Origin of the sequence: Candidatus Rickettsiella isopodorum, from assembly GCF_001881495.1 — a bacterium.
Taxonomy (GTDB): Bacteria; Pseudomonadota; Gammaproteobacteria; order Diplorickettsiales; family Diplorickettsiaceae; genus Aquirickettsiella; species Aquirickettsiella isopodorum.
Genome location: NZ_LUKY01000026.1, coordinates 1 through 14,627 on the forward strand (window position 1 = coordinate 1; position 14,627 = coordinate 14,627).

The 14,627-nt window shown below is 35.2% G+C and carries 11 protein-coding genes, 1 tRNA gene and 2 pseudogenes; 8 read left to right on the top strand and 6 right to left on the bottom strand.

Annotation, left to right across the window (positions count from 1 at the left end; genetic code table 11):
• Positions 1-3,605, bottom strand: a 3,605-nt coding sequence (locus A1D18_RS00460) for an NB-ARC domain-containing protein (RefSeq protein ID WP_245756762.1), incomplete at its 3' end; no start/stop codon positions are given.
• A 189-nt stretch (positions 3,606-3,794) separates the two neighbouring features.
• A complete protein-coding gene (locus A1D18_RS00465) occupies positions 3,795-4,934 on the bottom strand; it encodes a hypothetical protein (RefSeq protein ID WP_143750402.1) in 1,140 nt (379 codons plus the stop codon).
• A gap of 425 nt (positions 4,935-5,359) precedes the next feature.
• Between A1D18_RS00465 and A1D18_RS00470 the strand changes: the two genes are divergently transcribed.
• The 4 genes and pseudogenes from A1D18_RS00470 to A1D18_RS00490 all read left to right on the top strand — a co-directional run bounded on the left by A1D18_RS00470 (position 5,360) and on the right by A1D18_RS00490 (position 7,786).
• A complete protein-coding gene (locus A1D18_RS00470) occupies positions 5,360-5,782 on the top strand; it encodes a LexA family protein (RefSeq protein WP_071661863.1) in 423 nt (140 codons plus the stop codon).
• Entirely contained in the window at positions 5,746-7,050 is a 1,305-nt protein-coding gene (locus tag A1D18_RS00475) for a Y-family DNA polymerase (RefSeq protein WP_216095002.1), read from the top strand. Before A1D18_RS00470 ends, A1D18_RS00475 begins: the two co-directional genes overlap by 37 nt.
• 54 nt (positions 7,051-7,104) lie before the next feature.
• A pseudogene (locus A1D18_RS06680) lies at positions 7,105-7,663 on the top strand (site-specific integrase); the annotation flags it as partial.
• 46 nt (positions 7,664-7,709) lie between these two features.
• Positions 7,710-7,786 (top strand) — tRNA-Arg (locus A1D18_RS00490).
• 53 nt (positions 7,787-7,839) lie between these two features.
• On the opposite strand, the pseudogene A1D18_RS06950 reads toward A1D18_RS00490, so the two are convergent.
• Positions 7,840-8,192 (bottom strand): annotated as a pseudogene (locus A1D18_RS06950) (site-specific integrase); the annotation flags it as partial.
• A 127-nt stretch (positions 8,193-8,319) separates the two neighbouring features.
• Between A1D18_RS06950 and A1D18_RS00500 the strand changes: the two are divergent.
• The 4 genes from A1D18_RS00500 (at position 8,320) to A1D18_RS00515 (ending at position 12,421) form a co-directional block, all read left to right on the top strand.
• On the top strand, positions 8,320-9,084 hold the full coding sequence (locus A1D18_RS00500) for a YopJ family acetyltransferase (protein ID WP_071661868.1): 765 nt from the start codon (positions 8,320-8,322) through the stop codon (positions 9,082-9,084).
• A 685-nt stretch (positions 9,085-9,769) separates the two neighbouring features.
• Positions 9,770-10,138, top strand: coding sequence for a hypothetical protein (locus A1D18_RS00505; RefSeq protein ID WP_071661869.1), 369 nt, complete (start codon positions 9,770-9,772; stop codon positions 10,136-10,138).
• Positions 10,122-12,044: a pyrroloquinoline quinone-dependent dehydrogenase gene (locus A1D18_RS00510; RefSeq protein ID WP_071661870.1), complete on the top strand. Its 1,923-nt coding sequence runs from the start codon at positions 10,122-10,124 to the stop codon at positions 12,042-12,044. The genes A1D18_RS00505 and A1D18_RS00510 overlap by 17 nt, the downstream gene beginning before the upstream one ends.
• On the top strand, positions 12,044-12,421 hold the full coding sequence (locus A1D18_RS00515; protein WP_071661871.1) for a hypothetical protein: 378 nt from the start codon (positions 12,044-12,046) through the stop codon (positions 12,419-12,421). The genes A1D18_RS00510 and A1D18_RS00515 overlap by 1 nt, the downstream gene beginning before the upstream one ends.
• 27 nt (positions 12,422-12,448) lie before the next feature.
• Here A1D18_RS00515 and pqqE read toward each other — a convergent pair whose 3' ends face one another.
• The 3 genes from pqqE to pqqC are packed head-to-tail and all read right to left on the bottom strand — an operon-like array spanning position 12,449 to position 14,625.
• Positions 12,449-13,588 carry a pyrroloquinoline quinone biosynthesis protein PqqE gene (pqqE, locus tag A1D18_RS00520; protein WP_071661872.1) on the bottom strand — a complete coding sequence of 380 codons (1,140 nt, stop codon included), beginning with the start codon at positions 13,586-13,588 and terminating at the stop codon, positions 12,449-12,451.
• Positions 13,589-13,876, bottom strand: coding sequence for a pyrroloquinoline quinone biosynthesis peptide chaperone PqqD (gene pqqD / locus A1D18_RS00525; RefSeq protein WP_071661873.1), 288 nt, complete (start codon positions 13,874-13,876; stop codon positions 13,589-13,591).
• 8 nt (positions 13,877-13,884) lie between these two features.
• The gene (pqqC, locus tag A1D18_RS00530) at positions 13,885-14,625 is read right to left on the bottom strand and encodes a pyrroloquinoline-quinone synthase PqqC (protein ID WP_071661874.1); all 741 of its coding nucleotides are present in this window, start codon (positions 14,623-14,625) and stop codon (positions 13,885-13,887) included.
• Positions 14,626-14,627: the final 2 nt, after the last annotated feature.

Sequence of the window (14,627 nt, forward strand, 5' to 3'; positions counted from 1 at the left end):
GTCATCAACGCTGAACTGATATAACGAGAGATGTGTTCTACTTTTTTAAAATGAGATTTAATCCCTTGACTTCTAAGCTCTTCGATCTTTTTTTCAGCTTCAGAAAGTAAACAAATACTTCTCTTTAAACTATGTGATGGGCAGCTATCATATAGTTCAGAGAGAGTGCCAAATATTTTTGATTGAAAACGAAAAAAAAGACTTACTGATTGCTGTTGATTTTGTTTTTTTGCAGCATTGGTTGAATATCGGATGAATTTTAAAGTAGGATTTTTTAAATTTAAAAAATATTCCGAAATATATTTAACATTTTCTTTGGAAAAAATTCCTAGACGCCATTTGTTTTCAATGTAGTTTAATATTTCTGATAAATAAAAAAAACAGCCTAGTTTGATATAATAAGCAATTGCATCGCCCAAAAATCTAAGAAATTTTTCCTTTGGAAATTTGAGATAAGCCAGATCAATAAAATATTGACAATATTTTGCATCCTGAAGAATCAAACTATCAAAAAATTTTTTTTCTGGATGGCCGTATACTAATTGAGTTACTAACTCTGTGTGTTCTGACATATAGATAAGAAAATGAAGATAATGAAAAACATTCTCTGGGTCTTTTCTAAAAGCATAGTCCCAATGCCAAAGAAATAGCTGAGTATTTTCGACTGTTTTTTCAAACATCGAAGAATCCTGTTCGATATTAAGCCGTATGACTTGTTGAACTAAGCGGTGAATAGAGTATTTATCTTCATTATCTTTTGGATTAATCATGGAGTAACTACTTAGCAAATTCATAATTTCATTTAAATCCATTAGTTTAAAGCTGCGATTAAGCTGAATTACTTGAAAAAATTTTGCAGCAGAGATACTATCCGGAGATAAATAGGCCATGATATTTAAAATATTTAACGCACCTTGACCTATTTCATAAGATTTAATTTTATCCAATGTAATAATCCAAGTAGTAAAAACGGTCTTCAAATAAGGATCATTAGCGTAATCTGAAAAATTAAACTTTAAGAGTTCTTGTTGTTTTCTTTTATAAAGCTCTATGTAGTGAAAAATAGAAAAACTAGCGTCCGTGTTTCTTTTTAGTTTAATATAAGCAAGTGCTTGTTGTAATGCTAAAGGTAAGCCTTGAAGTAGTTGGTTTAATTCCATTATCCTTTCGTATTGATTATCTTCCAAGTCTAAAGATTTCTTAATCAATTCTTCGGTTTCTTGCCCTGTAAATACAGACAAGGATAAAGTAGTCGCAATGTTATTCCAATTACTATAACGCGAAGTAATGAGTACCGTTGGTTTATTTCCAGGTGTAGATTTAGGTAGATACGATTCTATCGTATGGTAATCCTCGACATTATCAAAAATAAAAAGACTTTTTTTATCTGAGAAGTAATCATAAATCTCTCCAATGTATTTTAAGTGCTGTTCTTGATCATACTGATCTTGGGTTGTAATCTGTAGCTTGATAGCGAGTTGCTGAAATGAGTAAATTAAATTTTCTTTAGTTTCTGCATCAATCCATAAAACATTATGATCATAATGATCCGCATAAAGCTGAGCATAGCGTAAAGCTAGTTGTGTTTTACCTATTCCTCCCAAACCACTAATTGACAGTTGAGAACCACTGGAAACTTGTGATGAATCGCTGCCCGATGGGCTTAATGGAGATGAGATACCTGAAACCGATAAAGTAAACCAAGTGGGCACAATAGCGGTTGTTCTTTCTGACATTAAGATATTGTGTAATCTCTCTAGAATCTCAACTCTTCCACTAAAATTTTTTACTGGCTCCCTTAAATTGAAGTAAATTGGTTTTTTACTCTCAGGCTGTCTAACTATAAATTGAGAAGCATAATGATTCTTAATTTTATTAAGAATACGTTGCGCTTCAGCAAATGCAGGATTCGTCTTGGAATGTAAAACATAATCATAATTTTTTGAAATAAATGGAAGCAGGTCTTCCGACTGAGAAAAATATTTTTCTATATACTTTTCTTTTAAACTCTCCCTCAATTCTCCATTGGTTTCTTTTTCCCAATCAAATAGACGGCGATAGCCATATCGATTACGTGGAGATTTTTTGGGAGCATAAAATTTCATAGGTTGACCATTGATATTGAATTCAACTAAACCTGTTTTCTCATATAAACTGACGGTACGAATATCATGTTTGTGCTTATCTTGTACATCATATCCTGCCACTCTCACTCTAGCTTGCTTAATATTTTTAAGCTTAGGATCAAAGAATTTTTCTGATGAACCTTTTACTACTCCTTTTTCTATTATCTCCTTAGAAATAATCACAGTCTCCTCATCCGAAGTCTTTTCTATATAACTAAATACTCGTTCAACGGCATCCTCAGCTAATTTTTCCATAGCCACTTTGTCGCCTGCTTTATCGGTTACCTGCATAAATTGACTTTCAAAGCTGTAAAAAATATTTATGGCTGCTTCAGCTAAAATAAGATCCAAATAATCTGGTTTAAGCACTGAAAAAGCGCGAGTAATTTTTTGAGCCTTATTTTTACTATATGCAAAATACTTATTACTAATCATTCTTAGTGAAGCCACTACTGAAGGAATAGAACCTACAAGGCTTTCAGCAACGCTTATACCTATTAAAGCGCCTGTTATGCCGGTTTTCAATTCAGTTTTTAATGCTTCCTCTGTTAATAGTTTATCTTTAGCAAGCAAATGATAGATCCCTAGTGTTTTTATAAAAGCACTCATGAAGGTTTCAAGAAAGATTTCTAAATAAATGGTTGGATTTTCTTTTTCAGTAAGGAGCGTTTTAAATCGTTTAGAATCAGGTTCAATCTTATCTATAGCAGGTCTAACATCATGCGATGGGAGTTCCAATTTTTTTTGTAGGTCGGGCAAAAAAGAAGGGTGTCGCTCTAGCCAAATTGGATCCTTACAGAGTTTTTCAGAAAAAAATACTCGCATTATATCGAAATATTCTTTATTACGCGGCCGGTTCAATTCATTAACAATCGAATGCAACGATTCATTTTGGTCAATCATTTTACTGAGATCGGCTGCATTTTCGAGCGCCCATATACCGCAATTATAATGGTCTTGTTGTTGAGTTAATCCAGGACTTAAACTTAAGGGTTGGATTTGAAAAGTCTCAATAAGCATTTGCGAATATCGAGAGGGTATAGGGTTATTTTTTGAATCCACATAATAAGCGATGTAATTGGCGTATTTATAAGAAATAACTAAAGTTACCCAATGTAAATTTTCTAAATTAATAATTAAAGTCAGCCGTGCTGTATTTAATTGATACGTTTGTATTTTTAATTGAAATGACTCTGAGGTCCTATATAATTGAGTTAGGGAACCTAATATTTCAAATTGAGCATTGCCCTCGCCTACTCCGAGGAATTGGTTATATTCTATTCGAGCAATTTCAGCAATATCTTCTTGACTTAACCAATAAGTATAATCACCTTTTACGGTAGCTCCAACAAGCGTTTCATCATCCGGAGCGCGTTTATTACGAGAAGAAACTCTTTGTTTAATGGGGCGTTCTATTTCGTTTACAGTATTTACATTAAGAGAGTGGTAAAATTGTTGCGTTTCATTTTTTATTAGCATAGTTAATTCCTTTTATTTTAGTTATCTCATTTCAATTTTTTTATGAGCTAATATTTGATAATTTTTTTAAATTATTCTAGTAAATTGTTAGATCAATGTTCCCAGAATGCTACTTTTCAGCTATTTAATTTATTTTTTTAATACTTAAATCATTAAAAAAATAAGTATGAATTAATAATTTACTAAAATTTAGCTGTTTTGTCGATACGATTCTTTAAATGATACAGATGAAAAATATTCTTTACATTGATCATTTCCATATAAATTTATTTCTTCACTTATTTCTAAAATATCCGCATAACTTAGTGAATTTTTGACATACTGCAAAATAGCTTTAAACATGGCTGGATTTTTATTCATCAAACTACAAACATCAGAAATTGTAATATACTCCTTGTCTAAATATTCAGTTTCAATTAAAAAAATAAAAAATTTTTTCAACTCATAATAGATTATACTATCTAAGATTTCGCGCATATTATTTTTCAAAATAAGCTTATTTTTACTTAAAAATTTAAAACAAAATTTTCCCTTATGATTAATAACTCTATTTATTAACTTTCCTAGTTTTCCTCCAATAATATCAAATCCCTGTCTATTTGAAACAAGGCTACTATCATTATTTAAATTAAAAAAATTAATGCCTCGTTTCATATATTTTTTTTCTTTCAATAAAATACCTCCATTTATTATTTTATTTTCAATGCCTAAAAAATTTACTGAGCGCTTATTTTTATTAATAAATTGCTCTAATGTTTGATTTTTATTTATTACAGTTTTTTTTAAAGAGTCTGGTAACAAACTAAAGTTTTCTAAAGATTGAATGTTTTTAAAAATAAAAGCTAAAGAACTCGGACAAAGTTGATGATCAAAATAGATAATAGTTCCTGGAGAAAGAGAACTAAAGCTTGTTAGATCTACCCAATGTTGATCTCTATTAGATAAGCGAAAAAGATGATCTAAAGTAAAAAAAGAGCAATGTTCAAAATCATATTGTATTTGTAGTCCACTATAAGCAAAAATTACAGGTTGTAAGTTTAAAGAGGCTTCTTTTATTATTTCTATACTTCTATTGAGTACTGCAGCATCAAGAACGAGTAGATAAACCTTACTATTTTTAATATAACAATCGACACAAAACCAATGCCTTTCATTTTCTATAGCAAGCTGAAAACGAGTCGGAGTTTTAGGATTATTAATACTTTTAGTTAAAAGCTTAAAGAAAATACTGAGCTCACTTTTACTGTTTTTTTTATAACCATCGCTACTAAGAACAAAAATATTTAAATTCTTTCTACGCGTTTTTTTTTCTTCAATTAAGCCATGCATTTCTTCTAAATATAAAGTAGGCGTTTTAGTCGACGGGAACACAGGTATTTTCCTCCTTATAAATTACCTTTCTGAAATTTATTATTTAGTATTTAAAAAATTAATCTATTGTTTTGTTATTCTACTTGTTTTTTTATTGTATACTCAATTTCTTTTTCTAAACGTTCAGTTTGAGCTTTTTCCAGCTGGACAAGATTTTGATTATTGTGCATCGGCCATGAGTTTCATGTGGTTAGTATCGATGGACAATTCTGGTACACGAAACCTTATTCTAAAAAATAAATAATCTATAACGGCTTATATTTATAAATTTGATATATGGCATTTTCTGTGAGAGAATATTTGAATAGCGATGAATTTCTTAGGCACTGGATTGACTTAAACACATCGCTGCTACTCTCTATCGCTTTTATAATAAAAATATTATGTCCCGTGCTTATCGATGCATTATCTCTCATTCTTATCTTATTCCTTACCTCTCATCAGCAGTGCATGCTGGGTTTCCTTCTCCGGCAGATGATTTTTTAGAAGGACACCTCGATCTCAATGAATACTTGATTCATCATCCTACAGCTACTTACTACGTACGGGTTAAAGGCGAATCGATGATTAATGCGGGTATTCGCGATGGTGACCTCTTAATTGTCGATCGGAGTTTGGAGCCTCGTGATAACAAGGTGGTAATTGCCATCGTTGATGGTCAATTAACTGTAAAACGACTTAAAAAATTAAAGAATCAACAATTTGTTTTGATAGCAGAGAACCCAGATTTTCCCGCAATTGCCGTGAATGAGGAAAATAATGTCAGTATTTGGGGAATAGTCACCAATGTCATTCATCCGTTGTAAGCATGGCTTATTTTGCATTGGCGGATTGTAATAATTTTTATGTTTCTTGCGAACGCGTGTTTAATCCCGCTTTAGAGAAACAACCTATTATCATCCTATCGAATAATGACGGTTGTATTATTTCTCGTTCGAATGAAGCCAAAGCATTAGGTATTCCCATGGGTGCACCGGCTTTTAAGTATCGCGATTGGGTACGTCGCGGCCAAATTCGATGTTTCTCTTCAAATTATGCTCTTTATGGTGATATGTCGCAACGTGTCATGGATTCCTTGCGGCGCTTGTGCCCAGATATGGAAGTGTATTCCATTGATGAAGCCTTTTTAAAACTTGATCATTATTCATACTATGATTTGAAAGCTTATTTAATCGAAATTCGCCAAAAAGTAAAACAGTGGACAGGTATCCCTATTTCAATAGGTTTAGCATCTAGCAAAACCCTCGCTAAAGTAGCAAATTTTTATGCTAAGCGGATAAGCAAAACCGGCGTTTATGATTTACGTTGTGCAGTACACCGTGATTCGTTATTAAAGACGTTACCTATCGAAGAGATTTGGGGAATTGGGCGTAAATTGACTGAAAAACTTCAGCATTACTCGATTAAAACCGCTTTTGATTTACAACAGGCCAATCCCAAAATAATGCGCCGACGTTTTAGTGTAGTGATTGAACGTATTATTCTTGAGTTAAATGGTATTTCGTGTCTTGATTTAGAAACTGTAGCGGCTAAAAAGCAGATTATGTGTTCCCGGTCTTTTGGTCGGCCTGTAACCGATTGGCAGGATTTAAGTAGTGCCTTGAGTCGCTATGCGGCGCGCGCAGCTTATAAGCTAAGGAAACAAAACTCCAAAGCTCAAGCTATTTATGTGTTTGTTACAACCAATAGGCATAAAACTAGCGATCGACAATATACGAAGGGTTTAACGAGTTCGCTAGTAACAGCAACGAATGATACACGTGAGCTAATAACCGCGGCGCAACGTGTTTTAAAACAATTGTATAAAACTGGATTTAATTATAAAAAGGCCGGGATTCTATTAATAGACATTATATCGGATTCTCAACACTTAAATGATCTTTTTGTCCAACCAACTTCACTCCGTTCAGTTGCATTAATGAAAATATTAGATGAGACAAATAAGAGTTTCGGCTCACATACACTCTTTTTTGCAGCCGAAGGATGTGTACAAGCTTCTTGGTCGATGCGATCTGGAAACCGTTCACCACGCTACACCACACATTGGCAAGAAATTATTAAAGTAATAGCTTAACCGTTGATATTGTTATCGGCAGCCATATTATGCCGGTACGGGCGGATCTAAATCAAGCGAGAACGCTGGTTAACCAAAGATGAAGCAGAACGGTTACTTAAAGAGTTACCCTCACATTTATCCGATATGGCAGATTTCTCTTTAGCTACCGGTTTACGCAAAGCCAATGTCATAGGATTAAGGATTAAGATGGAAGAATGTTGATTTAGTTAGGCGACATGCCTTTGTGAGTGCATCACAATCAAAAACTAGAACAGCAATTCCAGTACCTCTTAATGCAGAAGCTGCGGCAATTATTGCAAGACAAATAGGTAAACATATTGAATTTGTTTTTACCTATGAAGGAAACCCTGTTAAGCAATGCAATACATCTGCATGGCGTAAAGCGTTAAAGCGAGCAAAGATCGAAGCATGACTTACGTCATACATGGGCATCTTGGCATGTTCAAAATGGAACATCCTTACAGAATTGCAAATATTAGGCGGATGGTCATCTTTTGACATTGTATTACGCTATGCGCATTTAAATAGTGATCAACTTATGAAGGCTGCCGAGCGAGTATCTGGTACAAAATTGGTACATTCTGTTCAAACGGCAGCAAAAGGAGGCTAGCTGAATAAAGGATAAACTGTTAGAATGCCGGGCTCTTTCGAATCATGCGCCCGTAGCTCAGCTGGATAGAGTACCAGGCTTCGAACCTGGGTGTCGGGGGTTCGAGTCCCTCCGGGCGCACCAGAAAATATTATTTTTTCAATAACTTATCTGATTATTTAAAGCCTTATTTTTATTTAAGTATTGCCATGTACCAATTTTGTACCCGACACCACACGTTCAGGGGCAACTTGAAGTTGTTGACTATTTAAATGCGCATAACGTTGTACTGTTTCGTACGAGGACCAACCACCAAGTTTCTGCAATTCATAGAGTGAAGTTCCATTTTGTATATGCCAAGATGCCCAGGCATAACGCAAATCATGTCAGTGAAAATCTTTTATCTCTGCTCATTTTAAAGCTTTTCGCCACGCAGCGTTACATTGCTTAACTGGTTTTCCTTGATAAGTAAAAAGAAATTCCATATGTTCCCTATCTGTTTTCGAATGATTTCGATGACCTCTATGCTAAGTGGAACAGATATCGCTCGTTTGTGGGCAAAAAAAACTAGTAGAATATAAAGAATAGATCAAAAATAGGGTTGAATACTGTTTTTTAGTTAGCTTTTTAATATTGAATTAATAAATTTTAGACGGCTAGTTTATGAGGAGAAAAAAATGTCGCTATTCCCATTATCTTCTAAAGCTTCTATTGTATCTTCAGAAGAAATGCACGGCTTGATCGAAGAGAAAAAATCACGTAGAAAGGATTTAAATATTTTTTTTCTTTCTAGCGATGGCTACAAAGAAAAAAACTATACGAGTGAACTCAGTATTTTCTTTAAGTTATTAGCCAAAAATATTAACAACACTCAAATTCCTACTCGTTTCCAACTAGCAATAGAAAACCAAGGTCATTGGTTTAGTGTAGATTGTTATATTAAAAATAATCAGGTTTATCTGCTTGTTCTTGATGCCGCAGTACTTTATAGAAGCACAGAAATAATAAAAACAGTGTCTTTAAACTTAAAGCCTATAATTTTTTCTTATAGTGGAACTCAAATACAACATGATTTTGATCATTGCTCTTTTTTTACTTTAGATCATCTTTTTCGCTTATCTAATAGGGATCAGCATTGGGATGATCTAATCGGTTTTAACCTTTTTTCACCAGAAACTACTATCTATTTTCATCACGAATCATGCCCTAATTCTTTAGCTTTTATTTTTAAAAACATACAATCTTTAACAAGATTTAGCCAGTTATCCAATTCATTAAAAAAAACGGTTATTAACAAAAATCAGACAACGCTAGAACAATTTATTAAGAAAAATACTCGTTCAGAAAGTTTTTTAGGTATTGGAAATACCGTAATAAATATAGGTATTATATTGAAATATAAAGAATATACGAGAAATACTAGATATTGTCATTTACTATGAGTTAAAAAGATTTTTAATTCTTTTAATTAAAACTGGATTACTATGCAAAGAATATATTAAAATTTCTGATATTTGTAATTTGATAAATAAAAATCTAATCATGTTTAAAATTATTTTTGAGTACGCAAAGAGTTCACTCACTTACCGTGATATTTTAAAAATAAGTCACAAAATAAACTTACAGGGAAATGAGCAATTTAAAGAATATTTCTCATCAGTATTTTTTGAAGAGCCCTATTCCCATTCTTCTACATGCTTATTCATCTAGGACCTGGTGCAAGTAAAGACTCGATCATCGGCCACGGTGAATCGCGCATGAGCCCTGTTTAAACACATAATTTGTGATCCACTCGATGCTGAAATGGTGCAAGTAATATAGGGTTGCCCATTGGTATATTGTAGAAAAGATAGTTAAAATTTAATACTTTTAAACCAATAGCGGGTTTGGCTAGAATTTTATTTTGCTGTGGGACAATCCTGAAAGCATGTTACAGGCCGTAGTAAACAAACGGATTCAATGGTTAAAATATTATTTAGCAGCTTATTAAAATAAAAAATATATACCGCTTTGAGAAAAAAGACTTTGTATTTTCCATACAATTTGAAAAAAATAATAAATCGACTACCCTACAGATAATAATTAAACTCTATTACGTTTTTAAAAACCCATAGGTAGGATAGGCAAATGCCGCTTAATGACAAAAAAAATTTAGGAATAGGGATGATGTTCCTGTTTTCTGTTATTGGATTCATTCTGTCGCTATTTAATTTTTTTCTTCCGTCAAGCCCGATTAGTTATACCGGCGGGGCTGAGTTAGTAACCTTAACTACATTGATAATGACCTTATTAAGCGTGCTAATTTACTATTTCCGACGCGATAGTCATCGATGGATACGGATTGGCGTAAATACGCTTATTATTTTGTTACTGCTAGGTACATTATTGGCCTCCTACTTCTTAGAAAGCTGGTCGCTATTAGCTTCCGTGCTTTTGGTTGGCGTGGGTTGGTTTATTCAAGTTTTTACACGAGTAAAGAATGAGCAAACTTATTAAATGCATCGCACTTTTTTTTACGTGTTTTTTCACTATAAACGTTTCCGCAGAAAACACTACCTGGCAAACGTTCAATGGCGACTTAAAAGCACAGAAATATTCACCATTAACCCAAATCACACCACGTAATGTCCATGATTTGTCCGTCGCATGGACTCTACATACCGGTGATTTTTCTACCGGCAAGGGCAAATTACCTCCTACGGTATGGTCAGCTACACCGCTTTTTGTAAATAATACAATTTATGTCAGCACACCCTTTTATCGTGTTTTTGCTCTCAATCCTGCAACGGGTAAAACTAAATGGATTTTTGATCCGCATGCGGTCTTAAAAGCACTGTCGCAACCGGCATTAAAAACTCGGGGGGTGGCTTATTGGCAAGCAGAAACTATGATCCCAGGAAAAGCATGCCAGAAGCGTATTTATATTGGCACCATGGATGCAAAACTATACGCCATTGATGCTAACACAGGAAAGCCTTGTACTGATTTTGGTGTGCAAGGTAAGTTAGATATTAATCAATGGAATAACCATCCAGACCTTTGGCCGTTAGGGATTTTACAGCCACCCACGGTATATAAAAATTTATTAATTTTAGGTTGGGCAGGTAAAGATTGGACATATTCTATTGATCCAGTAGGTAATGTTTTTGGTTTAGATGCGCGAACGGGCAAGTTGCTGTGGACCTTCCAGAGTATACCGCCCGATATCGCAGCAAAAACTGGTACATCTAATGTCTGGGCCAGTATGTCGATTGATCCGGACCAAGGGATTGTCTATCTACCGATCAGTTCACCCAGTCCCAATTTTTGGGGAGGGAATCGTTTAACACCTATTCCTTTTGGAACCTCCGTCACAGCCTTAAATATTAATAACGGCAACGTCATCTGGAGTAAACAGTTAGTTCACCACGATCTTTGGGACCTTGATACTAACTCGGCGCCTTCACTCGTAGACATTAAGAAAGAAGGTAAAACAATTCCAGCATTAGTCCAAACATCTAAACAAGGGTACTTATTTATTTTAAATCGTTATACTGGAGAACCTATTTATCCGATCGTTGAAAAGGCAGTGCCTGCTTCGGATGCAAAAGGTGAGATTGCCGCTAGCACGCAACCCACAGTTCCTTATCCCATTCCAGTGGTTGCTGATAAATGGCCTGGTGTTTTTAAACTCTCTGATTGGCTGAGTTTTGGCTACTGCTCACGAAAATTAGCCACGCTAAAATACCAAGGTCGGTTCACACCACCTAGTGAACAAGGAAGTCTCATTTTTCCCGCAACCGCAGGTGGAGTGGAATGGGGTGGGGGTGCTGTCGACCCGAATAAACAAATTTTCGTGGTTAACAGTTCAATGGCTGTACAAATTTATAAATTAATACCTCGAGAAGATTACAATGATTTTCTTAAACGTCATCACACCGCTAATGTAGGAGAAGCGTATGGAATGTTTACCATGGCCGGATCGCCTTATGGATTTAAATTAGATACGTTTTTAAATCCTTTGGGTATGCCTTGTTGGAAACCTCCTTATGGTGAAATTTCTGCCTATGCTTTGAATACGGGACAGCGGTTGTGGAAAAAACCGTTTGGCGAAGTGCAACAATGGGGATTTTATATGCCAAAATCGTGGGGTAGTATTACCATTGGTGCGCCCGTCATCACAGGGAGTGGTTTAATTTTCATCGGGGCCTCTATGGATTCACGAGTACGTGCATTGGATCTTAATACAGGCGATGTACTTTGGAGTGCAGATGTAGCTGCACCAGCAGTTTCTATTCCAGCTATTTATGAATATCAAGGCAAGGAGTATGTTGTGTTTGTAGTAGGTGGCAACAGTATTTTGACGCCTAAAGTCAGTGACCAAGTCATTGCCTTCGCTTTACCTAGTCAAAGTAAATCCTGATGAATATCAAAACGATAGCAAAAATTATTATCGTGCTAGGTGCTATTTTAGGATTAGTGGGGTCACTAAGTTATTTCTTTGCTGAGAAGTTTATCTATGACTATAATCAAAGCATTCCACAATCAGAGGAAATGGTCATAGGGGCTTTTATCTTTCTTATTTCCCTTGCAAGTTTATTGTTAGCTCTCTTGGCTTTTAAGCACTCATATGCTAATTCTAAATTTTTATTCATTATCGTGATTATTTTAGGCGTAAGTTTATTTACCTTATTATCTTTTACTGCCGTGATCTCTTCGCTTGTCTCTCCCTTTACAGCAGCGCTTCTCATTCTTGCAGGTGGCATTATCGGTGATATTGGTGTTGCAATTGATCAATGATACTTCAATATCTCCTAAACGCTCACATTACTTTAAAAATGATTTTGAAGTGTGAGAATTTCGATAGATCAACGGAATTTCTTTGCATAAAGTGATGTTATCCATTGCACGTTGAATCGCTTTTTGCACCACTTCATGATGCGGTGACAAATCACATACCGGATCCGCCGCACGGGCATCGTTAAGCAGTAAATGCGCTTGACAACGGCAACCACCAAAATCTTTAAATCGCAATGTACAAGATCGGCAAGGTTCTTTCATCCATTTATCGCCTCGAAACCGATTAAACAACGGGGATTCATACCATATCCAATGTAGGCTATTTTCATGTACTTTCGGAAAAACCAAATTCGGTAATATTCTCGCTGAATGACAAGGTAAAGCATAACCATCGGGTGTAATAGTTAAGAAAATTTTACCCCAACCATTCATACATGGTTTGGGTCGATTACTATAATAATCTGGAATAACATAATAAATCTTGGCTTTATCGCTATAACGTTTCTGATAGTCATGTGCAATGGCTTCGGCTTTTTTTATCTGTTCCAATGTGGGTAACAAGAGGTCGCGATTCACGAAAGCAAAACCGTAATATTGCGTATTCGCTAATTCAATATAATCGGCCTTTAAATCCAAGGCTAAATCTAATATCTCTCGAACTGAATCAATATTTAATCGATGAATAACGATGTTTAAGGTAAGATTAAAATTCTGCTCTTTGGCCTTTTTTGCCATTAATAACTTATGCTCAAATGACTTCGTTCTTGCAATGCGGTTATTTAATTCTTCTGTACTGGCCTGAAGACTAATTTGTATACTATCTAAACCTGCATTTTTTAATCCTATTAAACGACTTTCATTGAGTCCTACCGTCGATGTAATAAGATTAGTATAATAATTTAATGCGTGGGCTTCGCTGACGATAATTGTTAGATCTTTTCGTAACAGCGGTTCACCACCCGATAAACCTAATTGAACAGCGCCCAATTCTCGTGCGTCCCGCAGTATTTGTATCCAACTTTCCGTATCTAATTCTTCTTTACTTTTAATAAATTCGAGTGGATTCGAGCAATAAGGACATTGTAAAGGACAGGCATAGGTGAGTTCCGCCAATAACCAATGCGGTGGCAATAGAGTTTCCTTTGCTTCTTGCTGATTTCCTAACATTTAAACAACTGCTAACCACCCTTTTTGCAGTGCCTCTGTTAAAAAGTGATAAGTATCTTCTGTTAGATCGATTATCGCACCTTGTGTATATTTACTTTGTAACACGGCAATTATGGCTGAAATAGAGCGACCACCGTCACATAATTTTAGGATTTCAGCCGCACTTGTATTTAGCGTTACCATCCCTTCTGGATAAAGCAGCACATAGCACGCTTGGCTTTTTTCCCATTGCAAGCGAAATCCCCCAGCAAGAGCAATATTTGCATCTAAACTTAGTTGATTTTCCATAATGCGTATTATGTATCATCCTTTGAAAATGTGATGGGAGGCTGATCAAGTACATAGGCTAAGTAAAGGTTGTCTGAAATTGCCCAAAGAATTTCTAATTTAAGCGTTAAAATAGCCAATGCTTGTGTTTGTTGTTCTTGTGTTTGAAAATTTTCTAGCGTTAATTGTAAACCTTTCGTGACGTGATGATTTATTTGATCTAATCGACCACGAAAATAAGCCAATGCTTTTAAATCAATCCATGGATAATGTGTTGGCCAATTCGTTAAACGTTGGCGGTGAATTTCTGGCGCAAAAAGCTCCGTCAACGATGAACAAACGCTAGCTTGCCATGTACTGGTACGCGCGAAATGAACATAAGCATCGACTGCAAAGCGTACGCCAGGCAAGACATATTTCATAGACCACAGTAAGTCACTGGTCAGGCCACACGCCTCTCCCAATGCCAACCAGGCTTCAATACCACCTGGATTAATGACATCGCCATCGTGTTCAATGATTCGTTTTACCCATTCTCTGCGTATCTCGCGTATAGGGCAATTAGATAAAATAGCCGCATCTTTTACTGGGATATTTACTTGGTAATAGAAGCGATTAATAATCCACTGTTGAATTTGTTTCCGGGTCAATTGGCCATCATTCATTAACTTATTGAACGGATGATAGATATGATAATATTTTTTAAGGCTTAAAATTTTTTTTTCAAACTCCCTCTGAGACGATAACGCTATGCAGGATTCAGTGTGCATAA

Excerpts from the sequence above, each read along its gene's own strand:
- A1D18_RS00470 (WP_071661863.1), top strand. The coding sequence starts at position 5,360 with ATGTCCCGTGCTTATCGATGCATTATCTCTCATTCTTATCTTATTCCT.
- A1D18_RS00465 (WP_143750402.1), bottom strand. The coding sequence starts at position 4,934 with ATGCATGGCTTAATTGAAGAAAAAAAAACGCGTAGAAAGAATTTAAAT.
- pqqC (WP_071661874.1), bottom strand. The coding sequence starts at position 14,625 with ATGCACACTGAATCCTGCATAGCGTTATCGTCTCAGAGGGAGTTTGAA.
- pqqD (WP_071661873.1), bottom strand. The coding sequence starts at position 13,876 with ATGGAAAATCAACTAAGTTTAGATGCAAATATTGCTCTTGCTGGGGGA.
- A1D18_RS00500 (WP_071661868.1), top strand. The coding sequence starts at position 8,320 with ATGTCGCTATTCCCATTATCTTCTAAAGCTTCTATTGTATCTTCAGAA.
- pqqE (WP_071661872.1), bottom strand. The coding sequence starts at position 13,588 with ATGTTAGGAAATCAGCAAGAAGCAAAGGAAACTCTATTGCCACCGCAT.
- A1D18_RS00510 (WP_071661870.1), top strand. The coding sequence starts at position 10,122 with ATGAGCAAACTTATTAAATGCATCGCACTTTTTTTTACGTGTTTTTTC.
- A1D18_RS00505 (WP_071661869.1), top strand. The coding sequence starts at position 9,770 with ATGCCGCTTAATGACAAAAAAAATTTAGGAATAGGGATGATGTTCCTG.
- A1D18_RS00515 (WP_071661871.1), top strand. The coding sequence starts at position 12,044 with ATGAATATCAAAACGATAGCAAAAATTATTATCGTGCTAGGTGCTATT.